Annotated in this window: 18 protein-coding genes and 1 riboswitch; of the genes, 5 read left to right on the top strand and 13 right to left on the bottom strand. The window is 47.5% G+C overall.

All coding sequences use genetic code 11. The features are described from left to right. Window positions 1-90 precede the first annotated feature (90 nt). Window positions 91-2442: a sensor domain-containing protein gene (locus tag CEF21_RS04320; protein WP_123913569.1), complete on the bottom strand. Its 2352-nt coding sequence runs from the start codon at window positions 2440-2442 to the stop codon at window positions 91-93. 151 nt (window positions 2443-2593) lie between these two features. Here CEF21_RS04320 and CEF21_RS04315 point away from each other — a divergent pair, with 151 nt between their 5' ends. Continuing rightward, window positions 2594-2800 carry a hypothetical protein gene (locus CEF21_RS04315; RefSeq protein WP_123913567.1) on the top strand — a complete coding sequence of 69 codons (207 nt, stop codon included), beginning with the start codon at window positions 2594-2596 and terminating at the stop codon, window positions 2798-2800. Continuing rightward, complete coding sequence (locus CEF21_RS04310) at window positions 2800-2997, top strand: YwbE family protein (RefSeq protein ID WP_123913564.1); 198 nt, start codon at window positions 2800-2802, stop codon at window positions 2995-2997. The genes CEF21_RS04315 and CEF21_RS04310 overlap by 1 nt, the downstream gene beginning before the upstream one ends. 138 nt (window positions 2998-3135) lie before the next feature. On the opposite strand, the gene CEF21_RS04305 is transcribed toward CEF21_RS04310, so the two are convergent. Further along, the gene (locus tag CEF21_RS04305; RefSeq protein WP_241156761.1) at window positions 3136-3759 is read right to left on the bottom strand and encodes an exonuclease domain-containing protein; all 624 of its coding nucleotides are present in this window, start codon (window positions 3757-3759) and stop codon (window positions 3136-3138) included. 130 nt (window positions 3760-3889) lie between these two features. Here CEF21_RS04305 and CEF21_RS04300 point away from each other — a divergent pair, with 130 nt between their 5' ends. Next, entirely contained in the window at window positions 3890-4687 is a 798-nt protein-coding gene (locus CEF21_RS04300) for an SDR family NAD(P)-dependent oxidoreductase (protein ID WP_123913562.1), read from the top strand. Window positions 4688-4692: 5 nt separating this feature from the next. Here the strand turns inward: CEF21_RS04300 and CEF21_RS04295 are convergent, their stop codons facing one another. From CEF21_RS04295 to CEF21_RS04285, 3 genes are all read right to left on the bottom strand, one after another. Beyond that, window positions 4693-6072 (bottom strand): tetratricopeptide repeat protein, encoded by a 1380-nt coding sequence (locus tag CEF21_RS04295; RefSeq protein ID WP_123913560.1) that lies wholly within the window; start codon window positions 6070-6072, stop codon window positions 4693-4695. 94 nt (window positions 6073-6166) lie between these two features. Continuing rightward, window positions 6167-8857 (bottom strand): dynamin family protein, encoded by a 2691-nt coding sequence (locus CEF21_RS04290; RefSeq protein ID WP_123913558.1) that lies wholly within the window; start codon window positions 8855-8857, stop codon window positions 6167-6169. A gap of 545 nt (window positions 8858-9402) precedes the next feature. Continuing rightward, the gene (locus CEF21_RS04285; RefSeq protein WP_123913556.1) at window positions 9403-9633 is read right to left on the bottom strand and encodes a helix-turn-helix domain-containing protein; all 231 of its coding nucleotides are present in this window, start codon (window positions 9631-9633) and stop codon (window positions 9403-9405) included. Window positions 9634-9717: 84 nt separating this feature from the next. On the opposite strand from CEF21_RS04285, the gene CEF21_RS04280 reads away from it, so the two are divergent. Then, window positions 9718-9951, top strand: a complete 234-nt coding sequence (locus CEF21_RS04280) for a hypothetical protein (RefSeq protein WP_123913554.1) — start codon at window positions 9718-9720, stop codon at window positions 9949-9951. Window positions 9952-9960: 9 nt separating this feature from the next. Next, a riboswitch (PreQ1 riboswitch) is annotated at window positions 9961-10005 on the top strand. A 6-nt stretch (window positions 10006-10011) separates the two neighbouring features. Then, the gene (locus tag CEF21_RS04275) at window positions 10012-10497 is read left to right on the top strand and encodes a QueT transporter family protein (protein WP_123913552.1); all 486 of its coding nucleotides are present in this window, start codon (window positions 10012-10014) and stop codon (window positions 10495-10497) included. 137 nt (window positions 10498-10634) lie between these two features. Here CEF21_RS04275 and CEF21_RS04270 read toward each other — a convergent pair whose 3' ends face one another. From CEF21_RS04270 to CEF21_RS04235, 8 genes are all read right to left on the bottom strand, one after another. Continuing rightward, a complete protein-coding gene (locus CEF21_RS04270) occupies window positions 10635-12086 on the bottom strand; it encodes an NAD(P)H-binding protein (protein WP_123913550.1) in 1452 nt (483 codons plus the stop codon). 81 nt (window positions 12087-12167) lie between these two features. Further along, entirely contained in the window at window positions 12168-12905 is a 738-nt protein-coding gene (locus CEF21_RS04265; protein WP_481747627.1) for a UDP-galactose-lipid carrier transferase, read from the bottom strand. A 78-nt stretch (window positions 12906-12983) separates the two neighbouring features. Beyond that, on the bottom strand, window positions 12984-13565 hold the full coding sequence (locus CEF21_RS04260; protein WP_123913548.1) for a LysE family translocator: 582 nt from the start codon (window positions 13563-13565) through the stop codon (window positions 12984-12986). Beyond that, the gene (locus CEF21_RS04255; RefSeq protein WP_123913546.1) at window positions 13552-14178 is read right to left on the bottom strand and encodes a LysE family translocator; all 627 of its coding nucleotides are present in this window, start codon (window positions 14176-14178) and stop codon (window positions 13552-13554) included. The genes CEF21_RS04260 and CEF21_RS04255 overlap by 14 nt, the downstream gene beginning before the upstream one ends. Next, window positions 14179-14637: an Lrp/AsnC family transcriptional regulator gene (locus tag CEF21_RS04250; RefSeq protein WP_123913544.1), complete on the bottom strand. Its 459-nt coding sequence runs from the start codon at window positions 14635-14637 to the stop codon at window positions 14179-14181. 117 nt (window positions 14638-14754) lie between these two features. Next, window positions 14755-15738: an ABC transporter permease gene (locus tag CEF21_RS04245; RefSeq protein WP_123913542.1), complete on the bottom strand. Its 984-nt coding sequence runs from the start codon at window positions 15736-15738 to the stop codon at window positions 14755-14757. Continuing rightward, complete coding sequence (locus tag CEF21_RS04240; protein WP_123913540.1) at window positions 15707-17239, bottom strand: sugar ABC transporter ATP-binding protein; 1533 nt, start codon at window positions 17237-17239, stop codon at window positions 15707-15709. The genes CEF21_RS04245 and CEF21_RS04240 overlap by 32 nt, the downstream gene beginning before the upstream one ends. Before the next feature lie 19 nt (window positions 17240-17258). Continuing rightward, window positions 17259-18332, bottom strand: coding sequence for a sugar ABC transporter substrate-binding protein (locus CEF21_RS04235; protein ID WP_123913538.1), 1074 nt, complete (start codon window positions 18330-18332; stop codon window positions 17259-17261). Window positions 18333-18438: the final 106 nt, after the last annotated feature.

Raw genomic sequence — 18438 nt, 5'->3', positions numbered from 1 at the left:
CTGCGGGACAGGCGGGACCCAGCAGGCGCAAAACAGCCAAGTTTAACAGAGATTAAAAAGCAGCATCCGGACAACCGGATGCTGCTTTTTTTAAGAGAACGTGGTTTTATAAACGATTTTATCAAGGTCCGCAGGGGATAGCGGAGGGCTGAAGTAAAACCCCTGAATGGACGGACAATGAAGCGCATCAAGAAAATCAAGCTGCTCCTTTGTCTCGACTCCTTCAGCGACAATCTCAAGGTCCAGGTCTCTTGCCATTGAGATGATGCTTGAGAGAATGGCATTGCTCTGCCTGCTCGAATTGATTTTATTGATGAAGGACCGGTCAATTTTTAATACATCGATCGGAAGCTCCTGCAAATAGCTTAATGAGCTGTAGCCCGTCCCGAAGTCATCCAGGCTGATTTTAATCCCCAATTTCTTCAGCTCATTCAGCTTTCGGATTGTATCGTCTTTATTTTCAATCATCGCGCTTTCCGTGATTTCTATTTCCGCGCATTCCGGATTCAGTCCCGTCATTCCAAGAACCTCTTTCACTGTATCCACGATGCCGTCATCATAAAAATGATAATGGGAGAAATTGACCGCTACCCGCTGGAAAGGATATCCTGATTGCTTCCATTTTCTCATTTGCAGGAAGGCGGTTTTCAGCACAAACTTTTCAAGACTTGGAATGAGGCCCTTTTTCTCCGCAATCGGAATAAATACCCCAGGAGAAATAAATCCGAGTTCAGGATGCACCCACCTTACAAGCGCTTCTGCACTGTTAAACTGTCCTGATTCCAGATTGAATTTCGGCTGATAGTGAACAAACAGTTCCTCTTCCTGAATCGCTTTCCTTAACTCATTCTCCATATATAAGGCTTTATGGTATTCCTCATTCAGCTCATTGGAAAAAACCAATTGCCTTTCTGTACTCCTGTTTTTTGCAACGTTCAGAGCCATATTGGCATATTTAAATACTTCTTCATGGCTCTTGCTGTGCATCGGATAGATGGCTGCTCCTGCTGCAGCGGTAATGTTAATGACCGTTTCCTTATAGCAAACCGGTTTTTCCAGTGCGTAATAATTGTTCCGGTTCAAGTCTTCCGGCTTCTTTCCAAACAGCACCAGAGAAAAAACGCCGGTATCGGTGATGGCCAGAATAGACCCTTCTGGCATGCTTGTTTTCAGTTTCCCGGCCGCAGCCTTAATCACTTCATCCGCTGCCCTCTCCCCATATAGCTCCTCAATGCTAAGAAGGTTCACAATCTCAATGGAGAGAAGCGTGTATGGTTCTGAGAAAGTGCTGATCAGGTCTCTGAATCGTTTCAGGTTCGGAAGTCCTGTCAGGTCATCATAATAGGCAAGCTGCTGAATCGTTTGTTCGGCCTTTTTGATTTCAGTAACATCCTTTAAAATGACATAAATACCGGTCGCCTTCCCGTGAGCCGTAATGGAGATCACCGAAGCAATCGCCGTAAGCAGGGACCCGTCCTTTTTCCTGATATTGACCTCTACAGAAAAAGCTTCTCCTGCTATGGCTTTTTTCTTATACATTTTACTGATTTCTTCGCTTCTTCCGATCAGGCTGTAGCTTTCCCCCTCTACTTCCTTTTCTGAATAACCGGTCAGTAAGACGGCCGCGCGGTTGCACCCCGTAATGATCCCACTCGGATCAAGCGTAAACACGGCATCAAGGTTGTTCTGATAAAGAGAGGCATATTCTTCTTTTTTAACATTCAATTTTCGATATGAATAGTAAGAGGGAATAAACTCCAGTGCCGCCATCGAAATCAGACCGATCGTATAAGGAAGCAGAACGAATGGATGATGCTGATCACTGATACTCACGACTGAAAAAATCACCATGTACGGAATGACAGACAAAGCACTTCCAATGAGCACACTCCCGGCCACTCCCCAGTAAAAGGCTGACTTGATCGATTCTTCATCGAGTATCAGAAACAGCAGCTGTGCCCCTGAAAAAACCGTTCCGACCACAATGGCCGCACAGATAATCATCAGGAGGATGTTCCAATCCATCTGGCCCGCATAAATGGGATAAAATCCGGCATAATCCGCCGCTAGAAGGGCAATCGTCATGTATAAGCACACTCTTGCATAGTGGTACGTATTTCTCCGGCCCGCTTTTCTGGAGTCGATAAATTGAATCAAAATAAACAGCAGTAAAATAAAAATCGGCAAAAAAGCGATGCTTGCACCATCAGGACTAACCGAAACGCGTAAAGACGTGTAAAATAGAAGCTGAGTGATCCAAAATAAAAACCCGATTCCTGCTGATACGATGATCTTTTTTAGAACGGATGTATACGGGCTGTTTTTCAGTTTAATGGCATATGCTAAAATTCCAAATACACTTAAGACACTCAGGAATGCACATACTCCATAGATGACGGGATCTACAAAGCTTCCGAGATATTCTGCTCCATTAGGATCCACTGTTCATCTTCCTTTTCTCTCTCATTCATGCACAAAGCATGTTAATCTAGTTAATAAAGGATTGCGTATTATAATTATCGGGACAATCTCACTATTTTTTTAGCTTTTTCACAGAAATAGTTAACCACTTCACCATAAAGGAGGGCTTTTAATGAGCCAGGAAGAGAAGAACAAGCAAACCAATGATCAGCCAAAACCGAAGATGAGCCTGCAGGAAGCGATGAAAAACAAGCTTGCGGCAAAGAAAAAAGAACAATCCGGAGGACAGGCCGATAATGGTCTTGTGAAATCAACAAAAAAAATGACTAACCAGCTGACCAAAAAACCGAACAATCAGCGCCGCCGGACGGGCGTCTGATGGACGGCCGCAAACGGAGCAGCATTCAGCCGGGCATACGGGTAAACATTGTTCTGAAAGCAGACCAGCGCACCGGAAAGCTGACAGAAGGGGTCGTTAAGGATATTTTGACGAACTCCCCTAATCATCCCCACGGTATCAAAGTCCGTCTTCAGGATGGACAAGTAGGACGGGTGCAGGAAATCCTGGGAGAATAATCAAAACTAAAAAAAGCGGCTTAGCAAAAAGGAACGGTGCAGTTCCCTTTTGTATAAGCCGCTTTTTTTTATGGTGAATGCTGCAGTTATGAACTTTGCAGGACAGCCATAAACATGTATCCTCACTCCCGGACTAGTTTATCTCGTCCCATACCGCCTGTACCCTGTCTTCTTCTCTCCATATTTCCCCATCGGCCGCCGGGAGAGCGCAGCGCTAAGGTAGGATTCTCCTTCTTCGTTCTTGCATTGAAGAAGCAGATGGAGCTGCTTGACATCATCAAGTGCACGGTGGGTCTGATTATGTCCAAGTCCATGCTGCTGAATCAGGTACAAGAGCTTGGAGTTGGAAAAGCCGTATTCTTTCCATGGAATATGGCGGACGGAGCAATGCCACCTCAAATCGGCCGCTTCCGGGTACATCGTACAAATAAAGCTTCTGTCAAAGGAGGCGTTGTGCGCCATGGCAAAGTCCGCTTTTTCAAAGGCCTGCTGCACACGCTCATCTTCAAAAGCCTGTCCCTCGACAGATTCGAACGGGATGCCGTGGACACGCTGTGCGTGCGGATAGTTTGCAAGAGCGGTCTCGGATTGAGGCTCCCTCAAATACGAGTGCTCTTCTTCTATTTCTAAAAACTCATCTGTTATCTGATTATAGCGGAACAGCAAAATCCCAATTTCAATCATTTCATCTGTTTTTGGTGAAAGTCCTGTCGTTTCAACATCCAGGAGCATTCCTGTTATAACCTCTTTGTTTCCAATCAATACGATCCCTCTTTCTGCTTTTTCATTTCTATTAACCTTAACCGATATGTATCAAACTCTCTATCATCCATGTGTTTCCCCCTTTTAAGGAAAGGGAATGTGGTTACTATTAAAACAAGGGGGATAAACGATGACCATCTTTTCTCGTGAAGCATTAAAAGACCAGCACATTCTCATTACAGGTGCAACAGGCGGAATCGGCTATGAAACAGCAAAAGCCTGTGCAGCAGCCGGTGCCCACCTGACGATTACCGGCAGGAACGAGGACAGGCTTTCTCTGCTAAAAGGAGATTGCGAGGAAATCAGTCCCCAATCGAACGTTTTTCTGTTCAGCGCGGATTTGGATGACGCCGATGACCGGCAAAGCCTCATTGAAGCAGCTTCCCTCGAGAACGGCCCGATTACAGGTCTTGTAAATGGAGCCGGAATTGCCGGCGGTGCTCCTCTTGATGAGCTTGATGAACAGGATTTAAGAAGAATTATGGAGCTGAATTTCACCTCCACCGTTCTCTTCACTCAAGCGGTATACAAAGAGATGCGGAAAGCCGGCAAAGGAGCCGTGGTGAATGTCTCCTCTCTATCCGGCCTCCGTGGCACATCCGGAAACAGTGCATATGCCGGCTCTAAATTTGCGCTAATCGGATTTACACAGTCTTTTGCTGTTGAAGCGATTGAACATGGCATCCGTGTCAATGCTGTCTGCCCTGGCTATGTGGATACCAAAATGGGGCGGGACAGCATCGAGCGAAAGGGCGAAAAAATGGGCCGCAGCTATGAAGAACAGCTGAAAACAGCAACGGCAGGCATCCCTTCCGGACGGATCAGCACTCCGGAGGAAGTAGCCCAAACCATCTTGTTTCTGCTCACCCATGCAGCCGGCAACATTGTTGGAGAATCGATTAAAATATCAGGCGGCAGCGTCATGTAGCTTTTTCAGCTGCTCGACGCCTTCTGCATCGTATGCAGAATAGACATGTATGCTTTTGCCTCGTGAGCCATGCCCATCTCTTGATACGTTTTTGAAAGACACTGGACCGGTTCCGGGCTGGATGGATTCAATTCCATCTCCCAGCTGAAGCAGTCAATCGCTTTTTGATACTGCTTCAGTTCATGATACAGCCTTCCAAGCTCAAGCTGCTGCTCCGGGTCATCCTGGTAGGCAGCCATTTTTTTGAAGTTTTCCGTCATGAGAGACGGTATGGGAAGAAGCCAGTTCAGAACGGACGTGAAATCACGGTGCTTCAGCATGTTCGGCACAATGATTCCAAGCATTTGCCCGCATGCTTCCTCCTTTTGCCTGGCGATGAAGAAACTCTGAAGCTTCTCCTCATCCAGCTTTTTATAATCCATATCCGGACTCGAAAGCAAGGACAGAAGTTTGGCAGAATCGCAATTTTCCGATCCGATCAGGACGGATACCGCATCCTCAAGACGGTGATCGCTTAAGAGCGCATCGATTAAATCCTGCTTCGCCCTTCCCTCTTTCAGCTGATCCTTGCAGCTGTCCCACAAAATGATGGCGCGTTCCCTATCTGAAAAATGGGCAGACAGCAGGTTTGCAAAAGCTTCATAGTATTCCGGCGATGGGTCCTCTTCCTTTTTGAAATAGTGAATATAAAGCGCGGTCTGATCCATCCATCTGTTTTGTTCCGCCAGGAGCTTTTGCAGTCTTTTAAAGGACGGTTCCGTGTTTTTCTTCTTTCTTGACAGCACTTCTGCATGAAGCGGATCGGCCGCCTTCATTTCCGGATACCCGCCTTCATAGGGCTTGCGGTATTTCAAATAGTCCATGTGCTGGGATAAATCATGGGCCCACTGATTTTTGGGATCGGCATCAAGCAGGGTGATCAGCACCTGATGAGCCATTCGGAACTGTCCGCTTCTCCGGTAATGGAAGAAGAACGATTTAGCTGCTTCTGTAATTTTCTCTTTTGAAATAAACGAATCGAACTGGGAAAGAATATAAACCGTTTCCTGGGGGGACAGCTGTTTGGATATTGCCTTGAACAGCTGGGTTACCGTTTTTAACTGCAGCACTTGCGGGGGTGAAAATAGAGCATCTATAAGAGGATGGGGCGCATCCAGCACCGTTCCTTTCCGGAACGCTCTGCTGAGCATCGAACCTTTTTTCGGGGTGGTTTGTTTGCCTGTAAGAAACTGATTTTGATAGAAGAACAAATAGTAGGTGCCTTTTTCCGGGTGAACCGCTTCAGCGATTCGCATCCGGTTGTAAAAAGCCAGTCTTTTCACTAAGAGCTTTACGGGCTTTTCTCCGCTTTGAGCCACGCTTGCATATTCCGTATGTCCGCTCAATTGAATCCCTCCAAATGTTCTTTTCTATTAGTTTACCACTTATGTACAGAATCTCATAAAAAAACAGGGCAGCTCTTAAGTCTGCCCATGTTCCTTAACGGCTGGTGAGAAGCATCCACTCATATTGGCGAAGGCGCAATTCGAATAGAGTCAGGGACTCTTTGAATGGAGCCAGATTCTGCTTCATATCCAGTAGTTTTGCCTGTTTCGCTGAAATGTCCGCTCTCGTTTCATCGATGGTCTGCTTCAGTACATCATTCGGATGCTGGAAGAACAGTGCCAAGTCACGGTCAATTCCACTTTCAAAAACATCGAACGGCAGCAGGAATTTTGAAATGATCGACTCGGCCAATTCCGAATAGTCTTCATTCTCAATATATTGAGTATAACGGTTTACCATCACTGTTTTATTTTGCGCGATCGCATTAATCAGTCTTCCTGCACTTTTCAGAAGCAGCTGGGATGGCGTGTGACGAAGGAGAATGTTCACTTTCTCCACGGTTACCCCGCTTGTCATGCGCTGAACGTCTCTGCGCCAGTCCTCAATTACTCTAAAATCACATCCAAGCTCGATCCGGTCCATTTCAAACAGCTTGTTGAAGCCGCTGCTCATTTCATCAAGAAACACCTGGCTTTGCTTCAGTTCGTCCTGAGAGGAAGCGATCCATTCATAAAGCGAATCCCGGTACATAGGCAGAATGGTATCCTCCATATAAAGCTGGATCCTGCTGTTCATTTCTTCATTCAGCTGGAGATGGATTTTGCCAAAATCACTATCCTCCCGCACAAGCTTCGCACAGCTGCGGATCATTTCCGGAATTTTCACCTTCATATCCTGTCTGATTTCTGTCTTCACCGTATGGAAATAACGGCGGATTTCAGCCGTTTTCTCTTTTTCCAGATCCTCCAGCTGGTGAAGCGCGCCATTCAGCTTGGACACCATATCCTCATTCCAGGCAATCGATTTATCCAGCGCCCGCTCATGCTCAAGGCGCTTGTCGAAAAGGTCGGTAATCGTTGTCCGGATGACGTACAGCAGCTTCGCCACACGGTCCGCCATTCTTGCCGGCTCAAAATTCCGCGTCAAAAATTCATTGAACCGCGCGAGCTGCTGACTGCTCTTATAGTGGGAAGAATAAGCGAATACATTCGCCTCCGGGAAAACGGCTGCAATTCTCTGTTCCGTATCAGCCAGAACTCTCTCCACCTCTTCCTCTCCGTAGACCGTATCCATTTTATTTAATAGGAAGTGGATCGGCATAGAAGGAGCAAGATCCCTGATTCTCACAAGAAACTCTGCTTCCTGCGCAGTGAAAGGCGCGTTGGCAGATAGAACAAACAACATACTGTCTGCAAGGTTAATATAGTTATGGACTTCGTTTCTTCCGCCAAGCCTGCTGTTAAAACCCGGGGAATCAATCATGGAGAAGCCGTGCTTCCTCAGGAAGGAAGATGGAAGCTTGTACTCAATAAACCGTTCGCCCGGCTGGCCGTCTGATGGCACACCTGACTTCACCTCATTAATTTCGGTCTCGTGATGATCCTTGACAATGACAACGGTTGAGCTCTCCTCGCCCAGTACAGGCTCATCCAACACCGAGTTAATAAAGGAAGATTTTCCGGAGCTCGCAGAACCCGCTACAAGGAGGTGGCGCGTATTCAGATCAAGAAGCTCTTCGACCATCCAGTTGGTCTGCTGGCCGGTTTCCACCTCATTTTCAAGGCTCCACTTTTTGACTGCATCGAAAAGTTCCAGACTCTCCTCCAAACCGGTTTGTCCATTCGGATGCTTCCAGCTCACCAGATTCTCTGCACGATAAACATGTTCAGCCGATATACTTTCCGGAAACAAATCATTCCAGGCGAGCACGGCAGCCGATGATAAAATCGCATGATTTGATTCGGACAGGCTCAGCCAGTTTACAAGGAAGGCCGGCAGGACATTCGAAAGCTCTTTCGTCGAATAACGGCCGCCAATCAGCTGCAAATAGGTCTCTTCATACCGCTTTGAAAGCTTTTTCCAAGAGTGAGACTGCTCCCCATCGATGGATTGATACAGGTCATTAAAGTTAACGAGCCATGGCAAATGATTCGGTTTGCCCGAATAGGCATTCCACAGGGAAAGAACCATATCCTCAAAATGGCTGGGGCTAACATGGTACAGGCTCACAAGCACATCGTTAAAATAAGAAGGCTCAAACCTTTCTGTCAGCTCTCGGTCTATGTATGATTTCAGCACCTCTGCCCAGTCGAGTGACTGAGTGCGGATGGTCTCATTCGCTGCAAGCTCGACCGCGTTTTCCCAATCCTCATGCTCTTCAAAAAAGGCGCGGGCAATCATGGCGATGTTCTGATAATCCGGATCAAGCGCCACCGCCCGTTTAATGGATTGGACCGCTGCCTCCTGCTTTTCCTGCTGAAGATACAGAGAAAACAGCTGCAGCGCCACTTCCACCTTCAGCACAAGACTGTCCGTCTCAATCCCCTTATACAAATCAAGCGCCGACGCCTCCATGCCAAGCTCCATGTACGCATCCGCCATGTTTTTCTTCGCCCATTGATCCAGACCGTCCGTGATATGCTCCCATTTAAAGATCGCTGCTTCATAATCCTTATTGTGAAAATAAACCTCACCTTGAGCAAACCGGATACCGGAAGCATCTCCATCTTCCTTCATATGCTCCTCAAGCAGCATGGAACCGAGTACTTGAACAGGATGAATGCCTGCATCCGGTGCGAGCTCTTCGTAATATGTTTTCTTGCTTAATTGCGTTTCTACCGTCATGAGTGACCTCCAAAAAAATTGAGTATGTAAGAATGAAATTCCCCGTCTATGAGTCCTTTACACCTCATAGGTATCTATTCTCATATTTTATCATTGATTTTTTCCGGCACATTGCAAAATGATTTCATTTGTAATACAGATACGACATCTATGTAAAATTTACGGGGTGATTTTCCAACGAAGCTCAGGATTATGTGGAAAAGAAAATGGGGCCTGGACATTACAAGATGAATGAGCCACAAAAACAAATCCTAGTTCTATCAAGTAAGCCGTTCCATTACGCTTCAGACACTCGCTTTCCGCGGGGAGGAAGGCTTAAGCCTCCTCGGCTTTGCCTGCGGGGTCTTAAGCGTCCTCTGCTTCCCGCAGGAGTCGAGTGCCTTTCCGCTTCATTCCACTCGTTTTAAAACATATAAAATGTACAAACTCTTAAAGGAAATACAAACAAAACCCGAACGATAAGGCGATCGATTCATGAACCTCCCGCCTAATTGTTCGGGTTAATAGTCGATTTAAATACTTCTCACCAACCGTACGCTGTCTGTTCAATCCTCATCCTTTACATCCGGATCCTCCGGAATCGGCTCGTTCTTCCACTCCTCCAGCTGCTTCTTCGCCTTCTCAAGCTGGTCAAGGTGTCCGTTGAACTGCTCTCTATTAATCAGATAAACCTGTCCATCATACACGAAGCGGATCCGGTTCTGATGAATCAGCATCTCAATGTACGATTCCGGCAGGGAAAGATATTCGGCTGTTTCCTGAATCGTTAAATACACGCGAAATCCCCTCCTCTTAGCATGATTATAACGAATAGGGGGAGGATGGGTAAACAGGGAGAACGGGATTGAGGGGGGGTCGTGGTGATTGCAGGCAGTTTCGGGGCGGTCTCTGGCGGTTTTGTGGTGATGACGGGCGGTTTCGCGGCGATGACGGGCAGTCTCATGTCGATGACGGGCAGTTTCCTGTCGATTACGGGCAGTTTCCTGTCGATTACGGGCATTTCCCTGTCGATTACGGGCATTTTCCTGTCGATTACGGGCAAACCGCTTTCGGAACCATCTTTCTATTTACAAAAACTCTCAATCGTACTATAATATCTACTTTCGGACGTGGTTCGAGATCCTCCCACGAAAAAAAACTAAGGAGCAGGACAAATGAATACAAAAACAGTAGTAGCCAATGGTATTTTAGCGGCGATTTATATTGCCGTTTCGTTTATTATACAGCCGATTGCCTTTGCGGCATTTCAGTTCCGGGTGCCGGAAATGCTGAATCATCTGATCGTCTTTAATAAAAAATACTTTTTCGGCATTGTGCTCGGAGTGTTTCTATCCAATCTTCTTTTTTCTCCAATGAAAGCCTATGACCTTATTTTTGGGACAGGCCAATCCATTCTGGCGCTGCTGATTACAATTCTGGCAGCAAAATTCATTAAAAACACATGGGCCCTGATGATTGTGAATACGCTTGTTTTTACCTTCACGATGTTCATCATTGCCTGGGAGCTCCACTTAGCCTTCGATCTTCCGTTTTGGATCACATGGGCGACCACTGCGGTTGGCGAGTTTGTCGTGATGGCCGCCGGGATGCCGATTGTATATGCTTTGAACAAACGCCTGAAATTCAAAGATTTCGTCTAATACAAAAAAACTGCTGCCCAAACCGGGAAGCAGTTTTTTTCATTTATAGCTCTGTCAAACTTGGCTGCTGATTTTCCGCTGCAGGCGCTAGCCTTCCGCTCCAGGTATTAAAAATCAGCTTCGCGCTTTAACAGAGCCTAATTTATATGAACAACCTTCTTAACCGGACCTTCCTGTTTATGTTCCTCTGACTTCTCAATTAAGTGCTGCAAATGTCTTTTATAAAGGTACATCACTATGATATGCACCTTTGCCTGGGAAATCCGGTATAGAATCCAAGGGAGGGACGGCCTGTACTCATGAATGGCAATGATGCATTCCTGTGTACCCGGTATTTGCCGGAACTCGATTCTTCCCCTGCTGCCATCGATTACTTTGGCAAAAGAACCGCCGGTTATATAATAGAGCGCCCGGTTCGACGAGCTCCGTTCAGGAGCATAGCTCAGTTCCATAATCGGCTGTTTGAAGCCGATTAACTTGAACCGGCTTACCCGCTGCTGATTCGTCTCTACCTTCAGAAGAGGGCGGGCAAGCTTTGACAGCCAGTTCATGTAATGGTCGCCTGTCCAGTCAGCATCTTTTCCTTCCGGAAGCAGGATTCGCTGAACGGACCGGACATCGGAAACGCCTGAACGTTTTGAAGAAGAGGATGAAGCCTTCTCTTTCTCCTGCTCTTTTTTCTCCTCTTCTAAAGCTTCTTTCGCTGCTTCTTTAAAAGGAGTCTGGCCGTAGCTGATCTCTTCATCCATATTTTCCTCCTGGGCGACCATCGGATGCTTCAGGCTCTCGATTAACGGATAGACGGTCGATTTAGGGGACTGGGTAATCAAACTGACCCAAAGCCTTGATAGGCTGACCGTCATCAGGGGAATTTCAATAACCTTTGGATTCCTGCCCATCACTTCAGCTGTCTGAATCATCATTTCCTCATACGTCATGACTTCAGGACCGCCGACATCAATGGACTTCCCGGAAAGCTTTTTGTTCCCGATGCTCTTTTTCAAAGCAGTCAGGACATCCTTCAGGGCAATCGGATGGGTTTTCGTTCTTGTCCACTTCGGCAGCAGCATCATCGGAAGACGTTTCACGAGCTTGGTCAGAATCGGAAAGGACGAACCCTTCGGACCGACAATCAGTCCTGCCCGAATGGTTGTAACCGGTGTGCCGTATGCCCCGAGCACCTTTTCGACCTCAAGCCTGCTTTTCAGATGGCGTGAAAGTTCTTCCGTGTCCTGCGGAATGATTCCGCTCATATAAATAATTTGTTTAATGCCATTTTTCTTAGCGGCTCTCGCAAAGTTATCCGCCAGAATCAGATCCATGTCCTCAAACTTTGCCTGTGTCAGTTTGGCGGACGGCATCATGGAGTGGACAAGATAAACGGCATAGTCGGCTCCTTCCAGCCCCTTTTCAGCCGAATCCAGAGAATATAAATCGCACGAACGCCATTCCACATGCTCGCTGTTTTCACGGTCATCCCCGTTTCTTGACAGGGCGATGACGTCTGAATACCCTGTAAGTTTTTGCAGCAAATTATTTCCGATATACCCGCTTGCCCCGGTTAAGGCGATTTTCTCGCGCTGTTCCATTTCAACCACTCCGCTCTGTTTGAAATCCGTATACTCCTGGTTTTCCTTAAATCGGAATCCGCTAAACGGAACAGGGAACATTCAACGGTCGTTTTTCAGACTGATTCCTTTCTCCGAAGCTTTCATTTCCAAAGCCTGCGTTAAAAGCTGAAGCGTTTTGACCCGGGCAAATTTCTTATCTTCTCCTTCAATGACATGCCACGGGGCACCTGTGGTGTTTGTCTTCTGCAGCATATCCTCCACTGCCGGCACGTAGGCATCCCATTTCTCCCGGTTTCGCCAGTCCTCGTCTGTAATCTTCCATTTCTTAAGAGGATTCTTTTCCCGTTCTTTAAACCGTTTCAGCTGTTCATCCTTTGAAATGTGAAACCAGAATTTCTGAACCACATAATCCTCTTCCGTCATCAATTTCTCAAACTGATTGATTTGTTCATACGCTCTCATCCACTCTTCCCGGGAAGCGAATCCTTCCACCCTTTCCACGAGCACTCTTCCATACCAGGAGCGGTCAAAAATCGTAATTCCGCCTTTTTTCGGCATCTGCGTCCAAAAACGGTGTAAGTAATGATGGTCCTTTTCCTCTGCGGACGGAGCGGAAACCGGGTGAACATGGTAGCCCCTTGGATCAAGCCCTTCCGTAATCCGCTTAATGGATCCCCCCTTGCCTGCCGCATCCCATCCTTCAAAAACAAGAACGCAGCCGATTTTATTCTCAACGAGCGCACGCTGCAGTCCCATCAGTTTCAGCTGCAGCGCCTTCAGCTCGCTTTTGTACTCCTTATCCCCGATCGTCTGAGACAAATCAATTTGATCCAGCATCTCTTTTCCCTCCATATTAAGTAAAATCAACTTTACCGTTCTTTTCCCTGCAAGAATGAAAAAAAACGTGATGGAAGGCTAAAAGGCTAAGATGCCAAGCAGAACAATTAAAGCCCCGGCAGCCTTGTTTACAAACGAAAGATGGGGAACGATCCTTTTCTTAAAAACACTCACTCCAGTGGACAGAAGCATCCACCAGAAGGTTGCACCGAGAAATACCCCGCCGATCAGGGCCACACTGGAATCGATTCCCTTATCAAACCCAAGGCCGGTAAACATAGCCGCAAAGTTCAGGATCGTTGCCGGGTTGGTGATCATGAGCAGAAAGGTGGAAGCGTACATACGGGACAATGTCTCCCCCTCTAATTGAGCGGCCTGGCTCGCCGGTTTTTTAAAAAACGTCTTAATCCCAAGGTAGATTAAAAATGCAGAGCCGAATATTTTTAAGTAAAATTCATATTTCAGCAGAAAAGAAGAAACAGCCGAAAATCCAAACGCCGCAACACCTGCATAGATGATGTTCGCTGTAACGGCTCCAAATCCCGTTAAAAATCCCGCTCTCTTCCCCTTTGAGAGCGTCCGCTGAATACACAAGATCCCGATTGGCCCAACAGGGGCCGAAACGGAAAAACCAAGAATCAAAGCTTTAAGAAAGAGCATAAATGACACCTGCCAAAATATAAATTCCGAAAATCATCATGATCGCTCCGGATATAAGGTTAACCACCGTTAAGGCATTTTCCTTCATCCGCCTCCTGAACCAGCCGGCACCAAGGGTTAGGATTCCCCACCACAGCGCGGATCCAGAGAAGATACCGAGAACGAGAATGAGCGCTGTCGTGAAGGTGCCGTCTGAATGGACAATTCCAAATGCACCGAAGATGGCCGCAAAGGATAGAATCGTCACCGGATTGGCCAGTGTCAGGAGAAAGCTCGAAAAATAACTCATCACAATGTTTTGTTCGGAGGCATTTTCCGCCATGGGGACAGGCTTCGACAAGAAGGCTTTCACCCCTAAATAGAAAAGAAAGAGCGTGCCGAGGAGCTGAAACCAAATTTGGTTCCCGATCAGAATATCCGAAATAACCGTCAATCCCAATCCAGCGATCAGCCCATAGACCGCATCAGCCGAAGCAGCCCCCAATCCTGTACTGAAACCCGACATTCTCCCAAACGAAAGCGTCCTCTGAATGCAAAGCAATCCGATTGGACCGACAGGCGCTGCAATTGAAAGCCCAATGATGACCCCTTTTAAATAAAGAAAAAAGTCCATCTACTTATCCCCATGTATCGGCAGCATGGCCGTTTCTTTTGCCGTATCCATCACAATCGTCGTTCTCGTTCTTACAATTCCCTGGAGCGACTTAATTTCGTGACTGATCACCCGGTCCAGATCTTTCGTATTCCGGCAGCGGATTTTCAGGAGATAGTCATCCTCTCCTGCAATATGGTGGCATTCCTGAACCTCTGTGAGCTGATTCATCAATTCCAAAAAGGGAGTCCTGTGTTCGGGTCGGGCTAATGAAACCGCAACAAATGCGGTTAGCTCACACCCGGCTGAATCCGGATCAATAACGGCTCCGAATTTCTTGATTACCCCCTGCTCCTGCAGACGGCTGACCCTCTCTGCAGCCGATGGAGCGGATAATCCGATTTGAGCCGCAAGGTCCGCCCATTTTATTCTGGAGTTGTCCATGAGAAGCTTAATTATTTTTATATCGTAGGAATCCAATGTATTTCACCTTCTTTTAATAAGTATTTTTTAATTATATCTTATTTTTATAAATAACATCTATGAAAAATATGCCAAACAAAAAAGGCCAGCCCGGAGCCAGCCTTTTTTCTTCTATTAAGCTTTCTTTTTCACATGAAAATACGTAACCGCAAGCGCCAGCACCAAAACCGTTCCCTTCACAATTTCAAACGCATAATAGGGAAGGTTCATCATGGTGAGACCGTTGAGCAGCACTCCGATCAGTGCCGCTCCAAAAAAGGTTCCGAGGGCGTTCGGCTTTCCGGCTCCGAGAACGGAGAAGCCGACGAAGACGGCGGCGACTGCTTCCATGAGCATAGATGCGCCTGCGTCGATTTGTCCGGAGCCGACGCGGGCGGCAAATAGAATACCTGCCATCGATGCGAACACACCTGATACCGTATAGGCTGCGAATTTCACTTTATTCACGCTGATTCCAGACAGCCTGGCTGCTTCTGCGTTTCCGCCGGTCATGTAGAGGATCCGGCCCCAGCGGGTGTGGCTTAAGATCCAATAGACGATGGCAGTAAAGAGAAGCATGATGACAACCGGAACCGGTATGCCCGCAATCTGTCCCTGTCCGATCCACAGGAACGATTTGTAAAACTCTCCGGGCGCGGTGCCTCCCGCTGTCAGCGGCATATGGCTGTAAATCGAGTATCCTTCCGTGTATGTCCGGTGGATCCCGGTAATGATATACATCGCACCAAGCGTTGCGAGCAAATCCGGTATGCCGATTTTCACGATTAAAATAGAATTAAAGATTCCGACCAGGATTCCGACTCCGATTGGCAGAAGCAAAACGAGCCACAGCGGCAGCTCATACCAGACCATGAGAGAGGAGGAAATGACGGTAGCAAGCGACATGGTCGCTCCAACCGACAAGTCGAACCCGTCTACGATGAGTGTGAACGTAACGCCAAGGGCGAGCAGCGTAACAATCGAAATCGAACGCAGAATATCGGATAGATTGCCATAAGAAAAAAAGGCGTGGTTGACAAAGCTAAAATAAATCAAGATGACCGCCATCAGGACGATGGCGCCGTATTTAAACAAAAATCCGATGAGCTTTTCCTTCATGGATGTCTTCCTTTCCGCCGCTTGCATAGAGCAGGATCCTGTCCTGTGTGGCTTCTTCTTTTGATAGTTCTTTTACGATCCTGCCGTCATACATGATCAGGACTCGGTCCGCGATGCCGAGGATTTCATTGATTTCACAGGAGAAATAAAGAATCCCTTTCCTTGCTTCAGCCAATCGGCGGATGAGCTGGAATATATCCTTTTTCGCTCCAACGTCCACACCCTTCGTTGGTTCATCAAAGAGGTAAACGTTCGCGTCCCCGGACATCCACTTCCCGATGGCCACCTTCTGCTGGTTGCCCCCGCTTAAATTTTCAGCTGGAGCCGAAGGAGAATCCGTTTTGATTCCAAGCTCCGTGATGATCTGTTCAGCGTGCTGTTTTTCTTTTTTCCGGTTCATTTTTAAAAACGAAGAAAAGGATTTCAAATGAGGGAAGGACATGTTTGCCTGGATGGATTCATGGATGAACAGCCCTTCCTTTCTCCGCTCTTCAGGAACGAGTGCCAATCCTGCTTTAATCGCTTCGGCTGGCTCCTTGAAACGGAATGGCTTGCCGTTTAGCAGAAGCGTTCCTTTCTTCCAGCGGGTCAAACCGAATAGCGTTTTGGCAAGCTCTGTTTTTCCAGCCCCAACCAATCCGGCAACGGCTACGACTTCCCCCTCTGCAACAGAGAACGAGATGTCCTTCAGGCGGTCTTCATCCTCGAGTCCATCTACTTGGAGAAGGGTCCGGCCGATCCCCGTCCCCTCTTCCTCCATTTCCTGTACGAGTGCGCGGCCAAGCATCGTTTCAATAATCTGTTCCTGGCTGACATCTGCGGTTTCAAAGGTTTGAATCGCTGATCCGTCTCTCATCACCGTGATCCGGTCACAAATTTCGAACACTTCAGGAAGCCTGTGGGAGATAAAAATACAGCCGACTCCCTGCTTCACAAGCCTTTGGACAATTGTGAAGTAATGCTTCGTTTCTTCAATCGACAGCGGCGCCGTCGGTTCATCAAAAATAATGATTTTCGCCTTGCGGACAAGCGCCCGCGCAATGAGGACCATCTGCTTCTGGGCAAGGGTTAGCTCTGAGGCCTGCTTTTCTGCAGGAATGCGGTCCTCCTGCAGCAGCCTTAGAGCCTCCTTCGCCTCCTGATTCAGTTTCTTTCGGGAAACCGTCCATTTTTTTGAGGAGGAGAAGGAATCAAGCATGATGTTGTCGGCAACCGTAAGCGTGGGAACGAGGGCTGTATCCACTTCCTGGTACACACAGTCGATGCCGAGTTCCTTCGCTTCCCTGGGCGAGCGGATTTGAACAGGCTTCCCGTTTATGGAGATTTCTCCGCTATCCTGCGTGTACGCTCCGGACAGAATTTTCATCAGCGTGCTTTTCCCTGCTCCATTCGCTCCAAGCAGCGCATGAACTTCCCCGGCTCTCAGTTCAAATTGAGCATCCTCAAGCGCCCGGACACGGCCGAATGATTTGGAGATGTTCTTCATTTGCAGAAGACTCATCCTTCTCCCTCCTTCTCTATTATTTTCCTTCTTCGAGCTTTTTCAGCTCATCCGTATACCCCTGTTCGCTTTTGCCCCAGCCTTCCACGTGCTGATCGAGATCATTCGTCGTCACCTGTTCTTTCGGGAGATCATCCTTTTTCACAAAAACAGGGTTCAGTTTTACCTTTTCCTCAACCGTGTCTCCATTGATTTTCTGATAAGCATAGCGGACCTGAATGCGTCCGATGTCTTTCGGATCGACAGCGGCGGAAGCGACCCATGGGCTGTTTTCCTTTTGAATCATCTGAAGATCCTCATCACTCATATCGATTCCATAAACCTTAATATCGGTTCTTCCCGCCTGTTCAAGAGCACGGACAGCTCCTTTAGCAAACTCATCCCAAGCCGCCCAAACGGCCGTGATTTCACCTTTATTCGGATATTGCTTCAGAATTGCTTCCATTTGTGCCTGTGTATCAAGCGCTGTGTTTTGGGTCGCGGCTCCGAATGCAGCCACTTCTTTTATGCCTGTGTTTTCTTTCAAAAATTGCTGGTACGCGATCTGGCGGCGTTCCATCGGAGCAAATCCGGCCACCCAGATTTTCACGATGTTCGCTTTTCCGCCTGAATCTTTGGCCAGCTGATCAAGCGTCATCTGTGCCATTTGCTGGTCACCCTGTTCAATGGACGTTACACCCTTTGATTCCACGCCTGCATCAAACGCGACAACCGGAATGTTTTTGCTGATCGCTTTTTCGACACCGGCAGTCAGCGCTTCCTTCGTTCCGTGATCAATCAGAATCGCGTCAAATCCTTGATTAACCGCGGCATCCACATTGGACGCCATTTTTGCCAGATCGCCGTCAGATGTGAACACAACGGTCTTGCCGCCAAACTTTTCGGTCTGCTCTTTAACGCCTTCTATGTATTGAGCTGAGAATGTTCCAAGGTTCTGCTGCATAATAAGGGCGATTTTCTTTCCTGCAAGCGGATTGTCTTTGCTTGCCTTTGCTTTTGTTCCTGCCTGCTCGCCCACTTTCGGCTGGCAGCCCGCAAGCATGGCGAGAATGAAAAGCGCCGCCAAAATGATCTTTGCATATTTTTTTGTCATGTTCGTACTCCCCCTAAAAGAAATGTTCCGGACGTCCTTTCGAGGGCTTTTCTTACCGGAAAAATAGGAAAAGCCCCTTTCTCATAAAGAAAGAGGCTTGAAGAAT

Origin of the sequence: Bacillus sp. FJAT-42376, assembly GCF_003816055.1 — a bacterium.
GTDB lineage: Bacteria > Bacillota > Bacilli > Bacillales > Bacillaceae > Metabacillus_B.
Note: the sequence above shows the minus strand (reverse complement) of the source record. Positions and strands in the feature narration are given on the sequence as shown.